16 protein-coding genes are annotated in these 12,758 nt (G+C 70.8%); 5 read left to right on the top strand and 11 right to left on the bottom strand.

What is annotated here, in order from left to right; all coding sequences use genetic code 11:
* Nucleotides 1-32: 32 nt before the first annotated feature.
* Genes ACJJVL_RS11695 through idi form a run of 3 tightly spaced genes read right to left on the bottom strand, consistent with a single transcriptional unit; the run spans nucleotide 33 to nucleotide 2,184 of the window.
* Nucleotides 33-623, bottom strand: a complete 591-nt coding sequence (locus ACJJVL_RS11695; protein WP_405218846.1) for a squalene/phytoene synthase family protein — start codon at nucleotides 621-623, stop codon at nucleotides 33-35.
* Nucleotides 620-1,687, bottom strand: coding sequence for a polyprenyl synthetase family protein (locus tag ACJJVL_RS11690; RefSeq protein ID WP_405218845.1), 1,068 nt, complete (start codon nucleotides 1,685-1,687; stop codon nucleotides 620-622). Before ACJJVL_RS11690 ends, ACJJVL_RS11695 begins: the two co-directional genes overlap by 4 nt.
* Nucleotides 1,636-2,184: an isopentenyl-diphosphate Delta-isomerase gene (gene idi, locus ACJJVL_RS11685; RefSeq protein ID WP_405218844.1), complete on the bottom strand. Its 549-nt coding sequence runs from the start codon at nucleotides 2,182-2,184 to the stop codon at nucleotides 1,636-1,638. The genes ACJJVL_RS11690 and idi overlap by 52 nt, the downstream gene beginning before the upstream one ends.
* Nucleotides 2,185-2,244: 60 nt before the next feature.
* Between idi and ACJJVL_RS11680 the strand changes: the two genes are divergently transcribed.
* The gene (locus ACJJVL_RS11680; RefSeq protein ID WP_405218843.1) at nucleotides 2,245-2,814 is read left to right on the top strand and encodes a MarR family winged helix-turn-helix transcriptional regulator; all 570 of its coding nucleotides are present in this window, start codon (nucleotides 2,245-2,247) and stop codon (nucleotides 2,812-2,814) included.
* A gap of 40 nt (nucleotides 2,815-2,854) precedes the next feature.
* Here ACJJVL_RS11680 and ACJJVL_RS11675 read toward each other — a convergent pair whose 3' ends face one another.
* From ACJJVL_RS11675 to ACJJVL_RS11660, 4 genes are read right to left on the bottom strand one after another with little or no spacing between them, the layout of a single operon-like run.
* Nucleotides 2,855-4,291, bottom strand: a complete 1,437-nt coding sequence (locus ACJJVL_RS11675; RefSeq protein WP_405218842.1) for an ATP-dependent RecD-like DNA helicase — start codon at nucleotides 4,289-4,291, stop codon at nucleotides 2,855-2,857.
* Between the two features lie 42 nt (nucleotides 4,292-4,333).
* Complete coding sequence (locus ACJJVL_RS11670; protein WP_405218841.1) at nucleotides 4,334-5,137, bottom strand: ABC transporter permease; 804 nt, start codon at nucleotides 5,135-5,137, stop codon at nucleotides 4,334-4,336.
* Nucleotides 5,134-6,168: an aliphatic sulfonate ABC transporter substrate-binding protein gene (locus tag ACJJVL_RS11665; RefSeq protein ID WP_405218840.1), complete on the bottom strand. Its 1,035-nt coding sequence runs from the start codon at nucleotides 6,166-6,168 to the stop codon at nucleotides 5,134-5,136. Before ACJJVL_RS11665 ends, ACJJVL_RS11670 begins: the two co-directional genes overlap by 4 nt.
* Nucleotides 6,165-7,001 (bottom strand): ABC transporter ATP-binding protein, encoded by an 837-nt coding sequence (locus ACJJVL_RS11660; RefSeq protein WP_405218839.1) that lies wholly within the window; start codon nucleotides 6,999-7,001, stop codon nucleotides 6,165-6,167. The genes ACJJVL_RS11665 and ACJJVL_RS11660 overlap by 4 nt, the downstream gene beginning before the upstream one ends.
* A 166-nt stretch (nucleotides 7,002-7,167) precedes the next feature.
* On the opposite strand from ACJJVL_RS11660, the gene ACJJVL_RS11655 reads away from it, so the two are divergent.
* Genes ACJJVL_RS11655 through ACJJVL_RS11645 form a run of 3 tightly spaced genes read left to right on the top strand, consistent with a single transcriptional unit; the run spans nucleotide 7,168 to nucleotide 9,021 of the window.
* Nucleotides 7,168-7,980 carry a class II glutamine amidotransferase gene (locus ACJJVL_RS11655; protein WP_405218838.1) on the top strand — a complete coding sequence of 271 codons (813 nt, stop codon included), beginning with the start codon at nucleotides 7,168-7,170 and terminating at the stop codon, nucleotides 7,978-7,980.
* Between the two features lie 4 nt (nucleotides 7,981-7,984).
* Nucleotides 7,985-8,872 carry a hypothetical protein gene (locus ACJJVL_RS11650; protein ID WP_405218837.1) on the top strand — a complete coding sequence of 296 codons (888 nt, stop codon included), beginning with the start codon at nucleotides 7,985-7,987 and terminating at the stop codon, nucleotides 8,870-8,872.
* A complete protein-coding gene (locus ACJJVL_RS11645; RefSeq protein WP_405218836.1) occupies nucleotides 8,872-9,021 on the top strand; it encodes a hypothetical protein in 150 nt (49 codons plus the stop codon). The genes ACJJVL_RS11650 and ACJJVL_RS11645 overlap by 1 nt, the downstream gene beginning before the upstream one ends.
* Here ACJJVL_RS11645 and ACJJVL_RS11640 read toward each other — a convergent pair.
* Genes ACJJVL_RS11640 through ACJJVL_RS11630 form a run of 3 tightly spaced genes read right to left on the bottom strand, consistent with a single transcriptional unit; the run spans nucleotide 9,018 to nucleotide 10,008 of the window.
* The gene (locus ACJJVL_RS11640) at nucleotides 9,018-9,236 is read right to left on the bottom strand and encodes a DUF3618 domain-containing protein (RefSeq protein WP_405218835.1); all 219 of its coding nucleotides are present in this window, start codon (nucleotides 9,234-9,236) and stop codon (nucleotides 9,018-9,020) included. The genes ACJJVL_RS11645 and ACJJVL_RS11640 overlap by 4 nt on opposite strands.
* Nucleotides 9,233-9,688 (bottom strand): phage holin family protein, encoded by a 456-nt coding sequence (locus tag ACJJVL_RS11635; protein ID WP_405218834.1) that lies wholly within the window; start codon nucleotides 9,686-9,688, stop codon nucleotides 9,233-9,235. The genes ACJJVL_RS11640 and ACJJVL_RS11635 overlap by 4 nt, the downstream gene beginning before the upstream one ends.
* Nucleotides 9,688-10,008 (bottom strand): hypothetical protein, encoded by a 321-nt coding sequence (locus ACJJVL_RS11630; protein ID WP_405218833.1) that lies wholly within the window; start codon nucleotides 10,006-10,008, stop codon nucleotides 9,688-9,690. The genes ACJJVL_RS11635 and ACJJVL_RS11630 overlap by 1 nt, the downstream gene beginning before the upstream one ends.
* Nucleotides 10,009-10,328: 320 nt before the next feature.
* Here ACJJVL_RS11630 and ACJJVL_RS11625 point away from each other — a divergent pair, with 320 nt between their 5' ends.
* Nucleotides 10,329-10,658 carry an ArsR/SmtB family transcription factor gene (locus ACJJVL_RS11625; RefSeq protein ID WP_405218832.1) on the top strand — a complete coding sequence of 110 codons (330 nt, stop codon included), beginning with the start codon at nucleotides 10,329-10,331 and terminating at the stop codon, nucleotides 10,656-10,658.
* A 4-nt stretch (nucleotides 10,659-10,662) separates the two neighbouring features.
* Here the strand turns inward: ACJJVL_RS11625 and ACJJVL_RS11620 are convergent, their stop codons facing one another.
* Nucleotides 10,663-12,603 (bottom strand): M13 family metallopeptidase, encoded by a 1,941-nt coding sequence (locus tag ACJJVL_RS11620; RefSeq protein ID WP_405218831.1) that lies wholly within the window; start codon nucleotides 12,601-12,603, stop codon nucleotides 10,663-10,665.
* Nucleotides 12,604-12,758 lie beyond the last annotated feature (155 nt).

The following is a 12,758-nucleotide window of genomic DNA, read 5'->3' as shown; positions in this document are numbered from 1 at the left end:
TCCGTGGGGTGCGCGGGGTCGACGCCCGGCAGTTAGGCGCGGCCGAGCGTGTCGGCGTCCGCACCCAGGTCGCGCAGGAAGTTGACGACCTGGAACGCGCGGCCCAGCGCGCGTGCGCCCCGGGCCACCGTGCGCGCCTGCGCATCCGGCAGCGTGCGCCCGCCGAGGAAGCAGCGCACGCACATGAGGCCGACGACCTCGGCTGAGCCGTAGACGTAGCTGCGCAGCTCACGCTCGTCCTCGAACGCCACCGGCGAGAGGTCGCGTCGCATGGCAGCGAAGAAGGGTGCGGTCTGACCGCTGTCGATGCCGACGCGGCGCGCCGTCTCCGCGAAGGCGTGCACCACCAGGTCGGCGCTGAAGCCCGTGGCGATCGCGCGCTCGACCTCGCGCTCGAGGGCGTCGAGCACATCGCCGCAGGCAGCGGTGTCGAGCCCTGCTTCGGCACCGGGCCCGTCGACGATCTCGTCGGCGACCCGCACGAGCGCGTAGACGGTCGCGATGTCGCCACGCATGCCCGGTGGCAGGAGCCTGCTCGCGAGCCCGAACGAGCTCGAGTAGGCGCCGATGACGGCTGCGCTCGCGCGCCTGGCGGTTGCCGAGTAGAGCTCGAGCCCGGTCATCGGTCGCGCTCCACGCAGCGTTCGAGGATGTGCCGCAGCTCCGCTCGCAGGGCGTCATCGATCGGGGCGGCGTCGATCAGCTGCCGCAGCGTCGCGCTGCCCTCGTCGATGCGCTGCTCCACGGCGTCCAGCGCCCCGCTCTCGCGCAGCACCCGCTGCACTCGCTCCGCCGCACGAGCGTCAGCGGCGGGGTTGCCGTAGTCGCCGGCGATGCGCTGCCATGACGGGTCGCGGCGAGCGAGCGCCGAGAGCAGCGTCGGGGTGCCGGCGCGGATGTCGCTCAGCACGCTCTTGCCGGTGTGCTGCTGGTCGCCGAAGACCCCGAGCACGTCGTCGCGCAGCTGGTACACGACGCCCAGCCGGAGCCCGATCTCGCCGAGCGCTGTGGTCGCCGCGGGGCTGCGACCGCCCAGCACTGCGCCGAGCTCGAGCGGGGCTCGGAACGAGTAGTCGGCCGTCTTGCCCTCCAGAACCTGCTGGATCGCTCCCTCGTCGACCTCGCGTCCCGCCAGCAGCACGTCATCGTGCTCGCTCTCGGCAGCGCGAAGCATCGCGCGCTCGATGATGTCGACGACCTGCACGCGCGTGTCGAGCGAGACATCCAAGCGCGCGATGGCCGCGAGCGCCCGCACGAGCAGCGCGTCGCCCGCCACGATCGCGGTGGCGAGCCCGAGCCGCTCGGCGACGTGCGGCGCGATGCCCGACGCCGCCGCCGCCTCGCGTGCCGCCCGGGCGACCGACGGCACGCCACGCCGCTCGTCGTCGTCGTCGATCACGTCGTCGTGCACCAGCAGCGCCGCGTGGAGCAGCTCGATCGCAGCCGCCGCCAGCACGACTGCCGCGCGGTCGCCGCCGTCGCCGGCCGCCGCGAGCACGAGGCGCGGCCGCAGCAGCTTGCCGCCGTGCACGGCGTGCGATGCCGCGAACTGCACGGGGTGCGGGGCCGTCGGGGTCGCGAGCTGCCGGATGCGGTCCTCGACCTCGGCGAGCAGCGTGGACTCCTCCACCGGGATCACGGCGTCCCCGCGAGCGCCGGCAGCTGCTCGGCCTGCAGCACGAGCCACGGGCTGAATGCCCAGGGCGTCGCGCGGATGGCCGTGCCGAGCTGCTCGGGCTGCACCCATTCGAACTCCGCGACCTCATCCGGATTCGGCTGCAGCGCCCCGGTCACGCGCGCGAAGAACACCGGGCACCGCTCGTGCTCGACGATCCCGCTCGCATCCACCGCGCGATAGCTGAAGTCGGGCAGCACGAGCTCCATCTCGTCGGCGACCGCACCGAGCTCGTGCGCGAGTCGACGCCGCACCGCGTCCTCGAGCCGCTCGTCCGGCGCCGGGTGGCCGCAGCAGGCGTTCGTCCAGACGCCCGGCCATGCGATCTTGCCGAGCGCTCTCCGGGTGACGAGCATGCGACCGTGCTCGTCGAGCACGTGGCAGGAGAATGCCTGGTGATACGGCGTCTGGGTGCCGTGCACGGAAGCTTTGTCGGCGGTGCCGATGGGCTGGCCGTCGTCGTCGAGCAGGATCACGAGCTCGGGTGCGGCGGAGGGCGCGGGCGACATGTAGACAGCCTAGCAATGCTTAGCCAAGGCAATTATGAGGCTCGCGCCTAGGATGGGCCCATGACGCAGTCGGCCAGGCATCCCGCGCACGAGCGCGCGATGCTCGACCCGCGGCGGATGGACGCGACCTCGCAGCTCGTGTCCGAGCTGGGCCTCGACGACCGCGAGGTGGAGGAGATCGTCAGCCTCTTCCAGTCGCTGCGCAGCTGGCATGCGACGGCCGAGGCGCACAGCGAGGCAGGCCGTCGGTACATGCAGCTGGGCGAGAACGACATGCGGGCGATCCGCTTCATCATGTCGGTCACTCGTGACGGCAGCGTCGTCACATCGACCATGCTCGCGCAGCACCTGGGCATCACCGGGCCCTCGGTGACGAAGCTGCTCGACCGGCTCGAGCGCGCGGGCCACGTCCGGCGCACCGAGCATCCGACGGATCGCCGGGCGCTCTCGCTGATCGTCACCGAGCACACCCGGTCTGCCGCGACGGCCACCGTCGGCCGCGACCACGCCCGCCGGTTCGCCGTGGCGGCAGCGATGACGAGCGAGGACCGTCGGGCTGCAACCCGCTTCCTGCACGCACTCGCCGCGCTTCCCGTGATCGACCACGCGGCAGGCGCGCCCGCGCACTGAGCATCGCCCGACGGCGATGGCGCGGCGCGGCGGCCATCGATCAGAACGGTGTGGGACCGCCGGGTGCGAAGCCGGCGTCGATGCGGTCGCGCGTATCCTCCTCGGCTGCGGTCTCCGCCGGCGCAGGGGTGCTCGGTGTCGGGGAGTCCGCGCGCGTCGGGGCATCGCGCAGATCGTCGCGAGCGGCGCGCGCGGCATCGCGCTCTCGCACCTCGTGGATGAAGCGGCGCACGCGCTGGTCGACGATGATGTCGCGCGGCTGCAGCGGGCGCGTCAGGTAGAGGCCCTCGAGCGAGGTGAGGCGGGAGAGCGCGACGTAGGTCTGCCCGGGCGCGAACGCGCGTGAGCCGAGATCGACGATCGCGCGATCGAAGGTCTTGCCCTGCGACTTGTGGATGGTCACCGCCCATGCGAGCCGCAGCGGGAACTGCGTGAACTCTGCCACCACATTCCGCTTGATCTCCTTCGTCGTCGGCGAGTAGGAGTAGCGGAACTGCTCCCACACCGCCGGCTCGACCTCGTGCTGCTCGCCGTCGACCTCCACCCAGACGGTGCCGCCGATATCGACCACCTTGCCGAGCGAGCCGTTCACCCAGCGCCCGGCCGCGTCGTTGCGCAGGAACATCACCTGCGCACCGATCTTCAGCTGCAGCTCGGCATCCGCCGGGTACTGCCTGCCGCTGAAGTCGCCGGAGACCTCCGCCACCGCGGTCTTCGACCTGCCAGAGAGGCGGGCGAGCTCTCGCGCGTTGATGCGCGTCACGGTGTCGTTGCGGGTGGCGAGCGTCAGCACGTCGTCGCCGGGAGGGGTGCGCGCGCCCGCGTCGTTGAGCAGCTGGGCGATCTCGGCGGTCACGGTGCCGTGCCGCACGGCGTTGAGCGCCTGCTTGAACTCCAGGTCGGTCTGACGGTGGATGTGCACGAGCTCGACCACGTCGAGCCGCTCCTCGCGCCAGACGCGCGCGTCGAAGAACCACATGGAGTCGTAGTGGTCGGCGAAGTAGGCGCGCTCCTCGGCGTCGCCCGGCACGGGAGCGAGCTGGTACGGGTCGCCGAACATCACGACCTGCACGCCGCCGAACGCCACCGAGCGCACGCCCCGCGCCTGGCGGAGCGAGCGGTCGACGGCATCCATGAGGTCGGCGTTCACCATCGAGATCTCGTCGATCACCAGCAGGTCGAGCTTGCCGAGCATGCGCTTCAGCTCGGCGCTCTGCCGCAGCGGCGCCTCGGCGATGACACCCAGCGGCAGCTTCAGCAGCGAGTGGATCGTCTGCCCACCCACGTTGAGCGCCGCGACCCCCGTCGGCGCGCAGACGATGATCTGCTTCTTGGAGGTCTCGGTGAGGTGCCGCAGCAGTGTCGACTTGCCGGTGCCTGCGCGCCCCGTGATGAACAGGTGGTCCTCGCCCCGCTCGATCCGCTCGGCGATCGCCAGCTGCTCCTGGGTCAGCTGCAGCGGCGGGTCGTGGGGCATCTGGCCAGGGTAGTGACGAGGGAGGGATCCGGCCGCGACGACTCACAGCCAGCGGCGCAGCAGCCACCGCTCCGCGATGCCGATGAGGGCGTCGGTCGCCTTGCCGAGCACGGCGAGCAGCACGATCGCGAGCAGGATGCGATCGACGCGACCGTTGTTCTGCGAGTCGATCAGCAGGAAGCCGAGGCCCATCGACGATGCAATGAGCTCGGCCGCGACCAGGAACAGCCACGCCTGGGCGAGCGCGAGCCGGAGGCCGGAGACGACCGACGGCACGGCTGCGGGCAGCTGCACCGCGCGGAGCAGGCGGATGCCACGGAGCCCGAACGCCCGCCCCGCCTCGACGAGGTGCGGGTCCACGTGGCGGAGCGCTCCCGCGACGGTCGTGAAGACCGGGAAGAGCGAGCCGATGGCGATGAGTGCGACCTTGGAATCCTCCGTGATGCCGAGCGAGAGCACGAGCAGCGGCACCCAGGCGAGCGATGGCACGGCGCGGAACGCCCCGACCGTGGGGCCGAGCAGCCTGTTCGCCGCCCGTGACAGCCCGACGAGCGCCCCGAGCGCCAGCCCGGCGGCCGCGCCGATCGTGAAGCCGAGCACCACCCGCTGGGCGGAGATGCCGACGTGGAGCCAGAGCGCGCCGTCGCCCGCGAGCTGCAGCCCGGCATCCAGCACCGCCCGAGGGGGCGGCAGCCGATGCGGCGGCACGAGTCCGAGCGACGTCGTCGCCCACCACAGGGCCAGCAGTGCGAGCGGCACGATCGCGCCGATGAGCACCGCTGGTGCGGCGAGCGCGAGCCGGGCACCCGCGCGATCGGCGGATGGCACCCTCAGCACGTCGGTCACGAGAGCGAGCCCGGATCCGCGGCATCGGCGAACCGCGTCTCGAAGAGCGAATCGAGTGCCTCGTCGACGGCGTCCTGGCTCGCGACGTCGCCCGATTCGACGAAGATCGGCCCGATGAACTCCAGCACCTGGCGCTGCGAGTCGCCCGGTGCGGGATCCACCTCGAAGTTCGTGCGGTCATGGATCACGGCGGTCGCGACCTCCGGGTCGATGCCGGCGACCTCGGCGAGGATGCTCGCGGTCTCCTCGGGCTCGGCGATCGCGAATTCGCGTGCGCGCTCGTACGCATCCACGACGAGCTGCGCCAGGTCTGGCGACGCCTCCAGGAACTCCTCGGTGGCGTTCAGGAACCCGTAGGAGTTGAAGTCGATGTTGTCGTAGACGATGCGCGCGCTGCCATCGGCGATCGACGACGAGAGCATCGGGTCGAGCCCCGACCAGGCCTCCACGGCGCCGGACTGCAGCGCCGCGAGACCGTCGGCATGCTGCAGGTTCTGCACGCGCACGTCGGTCGTCGTCAGCCCGCCGGCGGCCAGTGACTGCAGCAGGAAGAAGTAGGGGTCGGTGCCCTTCGTCGCCGCGATGGAGGTGCCCTGCAGCTGCGAGACCTCGGTCACGTCGGATGCGGCGGGCACGAGGATCGCCGACCAGTTGGGCTGCGAGTACACGTCGATCGTGCGGATCGGCGAGCCGTTCGCGCGGGCGAGCAGGGCGGCGGAGCCAGCCGTCGAGGCGACGTCCGCGGCGCCCGCGCGCAGCAGCTCGTTGGCCTTGTTCGAGCCGGTCGACTGCACCCAGTTGATGGTCACCTCGCCGCCGGTGGCGGCCTCGAGCCATCCCTGATCCTTGATGATCAGGCTCAGCGGGTTGTAGGTCGCGAAGTCGATGTCGAGCGTGTCGACGCTCCAACCGGCCTCCGCGTCGCTCGAGCTCGACTGCGGGGCGACTGCGGAGCCCTCGCCCGCGCAACCGACGAGCATCGCCGCCGCGAGCAGGGCGGCGCCGATGGCTGTGGTTCGGGTGGCATTCATGCGAGGACCTCCTGGTCGACGGTGTTCGGTGCGTGGTCGGGATCGGCTGCTGCCGCCGTGCTGCGGCGCGGTACGCCGAGGCGCTCGAGCAGCTGGGCGCGAAGCTCTGCGAGCGCGGCGGTGCCGCGATCGCGCGGCCGCTCGCCGGGGACGTGGACGAGCGAGGCCACGGTCGAGCCCTCGGTGGTCAGTGCGGGGCCCAGCAGCACGATCCGGTCGGCGAGGTGGAGTGCCTCGTCGACGTCATGGGTGACGAGCACGATCGTGCGCGGCTCGGCCGCATGCACGTCGAGCAGCAGGTCCTGCATCGCGAGCCGGGTCAGGGCGTCGAGCGCGCCGAAGGGCTCGTCGAGCACGAGCACGCCGGGCTCACGCGCGAGTGCACGGGCGAGCGACGCCCGCTGCGCCATGCCGCCGGAGACCTGCCTCGGTCGCAGGCCGGCGGCATCCGAGAGTCCGACGAGGTCGAGCAGCTCGTCGACCCGCCGCAGGCCGGGGCGCGATCGGCCGTGGTCGGCAAGCCCCAGCGCGACATTGCGGGCGATCGTCCGCCACGGCAGCAGCCGCGGCTCCTGGAACGCCACCGCGACGCGCTGGTCGGCGGGGAGCACCGGCTCGCCTGCGATGCGCACGGCGCCGTCATCGGCGGCATCCAAGCCCGCGATCAGGCGCAGCAGCGTCGACTTGCCGCAGCCGGAGGGCCCGAGGATCGCGACGACCTCCCCCGCGCCGACCCGCAGGTCGACGCCGGTGAGCACGGTGCGCGACTGCCGGCCGCGTGCGAAGGCACGGCCGATGCTGTCGAGTTCGACGGAGAGAGCGCTCGTGGTCATGTCGCCGACGCTACGAACCACTCACGCGCTGCGCACACCCGCTCCGTCACGTGGCGTAGCAATCACCCCCTGCGTGCCGGTGGCGAATATGACCCCCTGTGACGGCGCGGGCGGCGGGTGCTTGACGCATGCGAGAGAATGGCGGCAGGAACGAAAGGGGATGCGTATGTGTCGGCTGCTCGCGCACGTCTCCCCCACCCCTGCCACGACGCAGGATGTGATCGGCAACGCCTCGTGCGTGGAGTGGCAGCGCCTGGGCCGCTTGCACACCGACGGCTGGGGCACCGCGTGGCTCGACGGCGACCAGATCCGCCGGTACCGGGACGCGACGCATGGGCTCGGCAATGCCGATCTCACCGACGCGCTCATCGACACCCCGACGCGCGCTCGCCTCACGCATCTGCGGCTGGCCACCGAGGGCCTCGCGACCCGAGTCGCGAACAGCCACCCGTTCCGGGTGGGCGAGATCGCGCTGGCGCAGAACGGCTCGATCGCGCCGATCTCGCGCCTGCGCCAGAAGGTGACGGATGCCGAGCTGGCCCGAGTGGGCGGCGAGACCGACACCGCCATGGTGTTCGCACTCATCCTGCGGCGGCATGAGGCGGGCGAGCCGCTGTTCGATGCCGTCACCACGACCGTGGCCGAGATCCGTCGCGAGTTCCCGACGGCGGCGCTGAACCTGCTGGTGCTCTCGCCCGAGGAGCTCATCGCGACGCACGCGAACGAGGGCGCGCCCATCCCGCACGACCTGTTCGAGGAGTCCGGGCTCGGCTCCGACCTGCCGGCCGATCACATCGACCACTACTACCAGTTGTCGTGGCGGCGGGCGGAGGACGGCGCCATCGCCGTGACCTCGAGCGGCCTCACCGGCGACGGCTGGCAGCGCATGGCGCCGGAGACCGCGGTGCGGATCGATCTGGCGACGCTCGAGGTGTCACGCCGCGACCTCCACGAACGCGCAGCGCAACCCGTCGCCTAGCGCGATGGACGCCGCTCGGGAGCACGTCGCGCTCCTCGTGCGCGGTGCGGTGCTCGTCGACGCGAGCGGCTCGCTGCCGTCGCTGCCGGGCGGCGAGCACGAGCACTCGCTCGCCGAGGTGCTAGCACTGGTTGGAGCCGACATCCCCATCGCCCCGACCGTCAGGCTCGCCGATGGCCGACTCGTGCACGTCGTCGGCGGTCGATCCGACACCCGGACGACCGGCCCATGGATCGCACCCGCCGCCCTGCCCGATGCTGCGCTCGCAACGGTCGTGGCGCGCGCGATCGGCGAGCTCGATCCCTCGCGCACGCCGACCGCTCGCCCGGACTGGTTCCGGCCCGGCTGGTTCGATCTGCTGGAGGCGTGGCTCGACGCGGTGCTCGAGCCGCTCGGGCGGCGTCGCTCTGGGCCGGTGGAGCCGTTCCGCCTCTGGAGCATCTCGGCGGTCGTGCGCGTACCGACCGCCGGCGGCACGCTGTGGTGCAAGGCACCGTGCTCGCACTTCCGCGCCGAGGCTCGCATCCACACCGCGGTGGCAGGGATGCTGCCTGACCTCGTGCCGCGGCTGGTCGCCGTCGAGCCGACCGAGGGATGGGTGCTCATGGAGCAGCTCGGCGGTGTCGGCGAGGCCGAGCAGGCGGCGGACGCAGCGCTGGAGACCGCGCGGCACTGGGCCGCCGCGCAGCTGGCGACCATCGAGCGAGTGCCGGAGCTCGTCGCGGCAGGTCGCTGCGAATCCTCGATTGGACGGACGGCTGTGTCAGCCATCCGTTCCTGGATGCGAGCCATCTCGGTCACTGGACCGACCATGCCACTGCCGCGAGCGCTGCAGCGGCCTGCGTGGAGCCTTGGCGAGCGCGCTACCCCGACGTCGACGTCGACCGCGTGATGGCACTGGCGCCGCTCGCCGATCTGCTCTTCCAGACCGTGACCTACGACGCGCTCCTCGCCTCGATCGAGCCGCAGTCGGCCTGGGAGTTCAGCGGCGAGATCGCTCGCAACCTGCGGCAGCTGCCCGGCTTGGTCGAGCAGGCTTAGCGGCGCCCGAAGACGGCCAGCGCGATCCCGCCGATGATGACGACCGCGATGCCCGCGGCCGCGGCGATCCACGGCGTCGGGTCCTCGTTGTAGGAGTCCTGCGCCTTGCCCACCGCGCGGTCTGCGACCTTCTTCGGATTGACGCGATCCTCGAACTCGTTGAGGTGCTGACGGAGCTCCTCGCGCTTCCGGTCCACTTCACGCTGCTCGGTCATCGCTGTGCTCCGTTCGTGTCCACGCCGGTCGTTTCGAGGTCGTTGAGCGGGTCGCTGCCGTCTGCCGCGTGGCCAAGGCCGCGCACCATGTTGACGTCATCCTTGATGCTGTCGACCGCCTCGAGGTTGCTGAAGTCCTTGTTCTTCTTGATGGACGAGAGCCCCACCAGCACGAGGACCAGGACGATCACCAGCAGGAACGCCGAGACCAGCAGCGCCGAGAGCCAGGGAACGAACACTACGTTCAGGCCCTCGAAGCCCGCATAGAGGAGCCAGCTGAGCAGGAAGATCCCGAGCAGGCCGGCGACGGCGAGGAGCGCTCCACCGACTCCGAGACCCTTCGCCTTGCCCGCGACCTCCGTCTTGAGGTTGTCGATCTCGGCCTTGACGAGATCGATCATGAGCTTCGGGATCTCAGCGACGAGATCGCCGAGCGGCTTGCGAGGTGCCATCAGGCATCACCCGATCCCGCACCCGTGCTGCTGGAGCCGTTCGCGCCACCCTTGGGCGAGCGCTTCGACCCCTTCGCAGAGCCCTTGCGCTTGGACACCTTGTCGATGGCGCCGGTTGCGACGTCGGACGCCGACTCCATGAGCTTCGGGGCCTGCGTCTCGACGAAGTGCTGCACCTCGTGGCGCTGCTTGGTGACGGACGGGGAGTTCCAGACCTTGTCTGCCGCTCCCGCGATCTGCTCGTAGCGCTGACGCCCAGCCTTGGCCCCGAGCACGTAGCCCGTGCCGAGTCCGACCACGAAGAGGATCTTGCCGCGCATGTTCGCTCCTGCCGTTGGTTTGCCAGCGCACGCTGGCCGGTCGAACCCCACGATACCGACGCACGGCTTGGGTGCGCTCCCAGGTTGACGCCAGGCGGCCTCCGGCCGCCCCGCACCGCGGTCAGGAGGCAGCGACGCGACGGCCGCCGAGGCCCGCACGGGTCCGGCGGCCGCGACGGCACGTCAGCAGCAGCCCTCGCCGCAGGTCTCGTTGCAGAGCTCGAGCTCGATGTCGCAGCAGTCCATGACGCACCTCCCCTCATATCGATGTGTATCAATGTTTATCATATCGATGCATATCGATGTGAGAGGATGATGCCATGCGCACCGAGATCTGCTGCACGCCGGGCGAGCCGGCGCTCGACGCCGACGAGGCCGAGGCACTCGCCACCCGGCTGAAGGCCGTCGCCGACCCTTCTCGCCTTCGGATGCTCTCGATGCTCGCCGTGACGGACGGCGAGCTCTGCGTGTGCGACCTCGCCGACGCCATCGGCATCGGCCAGCCCACCGCCTCCCACCACGCCAAGGTGCTCGTGGCAGCGGGGCTCGTCGAGCGAGAGCAGCGCGGCCGCTGGGCGTTCTACCGCGTGATCCCTGGCGCGCTCGACGAGCTCGGCGCAGCCCTGCGTCCGGCGATCGCGCTCGCCTGAGCGGTCACCAGATCGTGACGCGCGCCTCCGGATCGAGCCACAGGCCGTCCCCTGCCTGCACATCGAAGGCCCGGGCGAACGCGTCGATGTTCTTCACGACCTGGTTCGTGCGGTGCTCGTTCGGTGAATGCGGATCGATCGAGACCAGCCGCACGGCCTCCTCGGGCCGGATCTTCATCTGCCAGGCGTAGGCCCACGACAGGAAGAAGCGCTGCGCGCCCGTCAGCCCATCGACGACCGGCGGCTCCTCGCCGCCGAGCGAGCGGAGATAGGCCTTCCAGGCGATGCCGAGACCGCCGAGGTCACCGATGTTCTCACCGATGGTCAGCGCGCCGTTCACCTTGTGCCCGGGCGCGGCCTCCGGCTCGAGCGCGTCGTACTGCGCGATGAGCGAGCTCGTGCGCTCGTCGAAGGCCGCACGATCGGCATCCGTCCACCAGTCGATCAATCGACCGTCACCGTCGTACTTGGAGCCCTGATCGTCGAAGCCGTGCCCGATCTCGTGCCCGATGACCGCGCCGATCGCCCCGTAGTTGGTTGCGGCATCCCGGTTGGCATCGAAGAACGGCGGCTGCAGGATGGCCGCGGGGAAGACGATCTCGTTGAAGCCGGGGTTGTAGTACGCGTTCACGGTCTGCGGGTTCATGAACCACTCGTCGCGATCGATCGGCTTGCCGATCTTGGCGAGCTCGCGGTCGTGCTCGAAGCGGATCGCGGCCTGCACGTTGGCGACCAGGTCGTCGCCGATCTCGAGCGCGCCGTAGTCCTTCCAGCGCACCGGGAAGCCGATCTTCGGCGTGAACTTGTCGAGCTTGGCGAACGCGCGCTCGCGCGTCTCCTCGCTCATCCAGGGGAGTTCCTGGATCGACGAGCGGTAGGCCTCGACGAGGTGCTCGATGAGCACATCCATCGCCTCCTTGGCCTCCGGCGGGAAGTGCCGCTCGACGTAGATCTTGCCGATCGCATCGCCGAGCATGCCCTCGACCAGCGAGATGCCGCGCTTCCAGCGCTCGCGCTGCTCGGTGGTGCCCGTGAGCGCAGTGCCGTAGAAGGCGAACTGGTCGCGCGAGATCTGCGTGGTGAGGTAGCTGGCGAACGAGCGCAGGATGCCTACCCGCAGCCACGACTTCCACTCATCGATGCGCTCGTCGACGAGCAGCGAGGCGAGCCCGGAGAAGAAGCTCGGCTGGCGCACGACGGCCTCGTCGTAGATGCCGGCGGGAGCGTGAATTGCGCGCAGCCACCCCTGCAGCCGCGGATGCTCGTCAGCCAGCCGCTGCAGGTTGTAGGTCTTCTCGTCGTCGCGGCTCTCGACGCGATCCCAGTGGTGGCTCGCGAGCTCTGTCTCGAGCGCGAACACGACGGCCGCCTCCGCCTTGGGGCTCTCGACTCCCAGGTGCTCGAACATCGTCTGCAGGTGCGCGAGGTAGGGGGTGCGGATGTCGGCGAACGCGTCCTCGCGGTAGTACGACTCGTCGGGGAGGCCGATGCCGCCCTGACCCAGCTGCACGAGGTAGCGCGTGGGGTCACCCGGATCGGTGTCGACCCACTGCGCGGCGAAGGAAGGGCCGCCGATCGACTCGAGGTCGCCCAGCAGCGCGAGCAGGCCGTCGATGTCCGCCACCTGCTCGACGCGCTCGAGCAGCGGCCGGATCGGGTCGATGCCCTTCGCGTCGGCCGCCTCCTCGTCGAGGAACGAGGCGTAGAGGTCGCCGACCTTGCGCGCGTCGGTGCCGGGCTCGGCATCCTGCATCTCGATGACGATGTCGCGCACCGCCGCCTCCGCGGCCTCGGCGAGCACCGCGAACGAACCCCAGCGCGCCTTGTCGGCGGGGATCTCGCTGCGCGCGAGCCACTTGGAGTGCACGTGCTGGAACAGGTCGTCCTGGGGGCGGATGTCGGCGTTGAAGTCGTCGACGGGCAGGCCGGAGGGCAGAGGCGTCATGCGTTCCAGCCTACGCGCGGCGGCTGGGCACACCCCCGCCACCGCCGCCCCGTCCGTCAACCGAGCCTGTGGTCTGGCAACCGGATTTTTCGGGTGCCAGACCAAGCGGTCGGTTGACGGACGAGGGTGGCTGCTCGAGGGGACCGGCGGGGAGC

This window comes from Agrococcus sp. Ld7 (genome assembly GCF_045064095.1).
Lineage (GTDB): Bacteria > Actinomycetota > Actinomycetes > Actinomycetales > Microbacteriaceae > Agrococcus.
Note: the sequence above shows the minus strand (reverse complement) of the source record. Positions and strands in the feature narration are given on the sequence as shown.

Bases quoted from the DNA above. Each gene is read 5' to 3' on its own strand.
- ACJJVL_RS11695 (WP_405218846.1), bottom strand. From the start codon at position 623: ATGACCGGGCTCGAGCTCTACTCGGCAACCGCCAGGCGCGCGAGCGCA.
- idi (WP_405218844.1), bottom strand. From the start codon at position 2,184: ATGTCGCCCGCGCCCTCCGCCGCACCCGAGCTCGTGATCCTGCTCGAC.
- ACJJVL_RS11680 (WP_405218843.1), top strand. From the start codon at position 2,245: ATGACGCAGTCGGCCAGGCATCCCGCGCACGAGCGCGCGATGCTCGAC.
- ACJJVL_RS11675 (WP_405218842.1), bottom strand. From the start codon at position 4,291: ATGCCCCACGACCCGCCGCTGCAGCTGACCCAGGAGCAGCTGGCGATC.
- ACJJVL_RS11665 (WP_405218840.1), bottom strand. From the start codon at position 6,168: ATGAATGCCACCCGAACCACAGCCATCGGCGCCGCCCTGCTCGCGGCG.
- ACJJVL_RS11660 (WP_405218839.1), bottom strand. From the start codon at position 7,001: ATGACCACGAGCGCTCTCTCCGTCGAACTCGACAGCATCGGCCGTGCC.
- ACJJVL_RS11655 (WP_405218838.1), top strand. From the start codon at position 7,168: ATGTGTCGGCTGCTCGCGCACGTCTCCCCCACCCCTGCCACGACGCAG.
- ACJJVL_RS11650 (WP_405218837.1), top strand. From the start codon at position 7,985: ATGGACGCCGCTCGGGAGCACGTCGCGCTCCTCGTGCGCGGTGCGGTG.
- ACJJVL_RS11645 (WP_405218836.1), top strand. From the start codon at position 8,872: ATGGCACTGGCGCCGCTCGCCGATCTGCTCTTCCAGACCGTGACCTAC.
- ACJJVL_RS11640 (WP_405218835.1), bottom strand. From the start codon at position 9,236: ATGACCGAGCAGCGTGAAGTGGACCGGAAGCGCGAGGAGCTCCGTCAG.
- ACJJVL_RS11635 (WP_405218834.1), bottom strand. From the start codon at position 9,688: ATGGCACCTCGCAAGCCGCTCGGCGATCTCGTCGCTGAGATCCCGAAG.
- ACJJVL_RS11630 (WP_405218833.1), bottom strand. From the start codon at position 10,008: ATGCGCGGCAAGATCCTCTTCGTGGTCGGACTCGGCACGGGCTACGTG.
- ACJJVL_RS11625 (WP_405218832.1), top strand. From the start codon at position 10,329: ATGCGCACCGAGATCTGCTGCACGCCGGGCGAGCCGGCGCTCGACGCC.
- ACJJVL_RS11620 (WP_405218831.1), bottom strand. From the start codon at position 12,603: ATGACGCCTCTGCCCTCCGGCCTGCCCGTCGACGACTTCAACGCCGAC.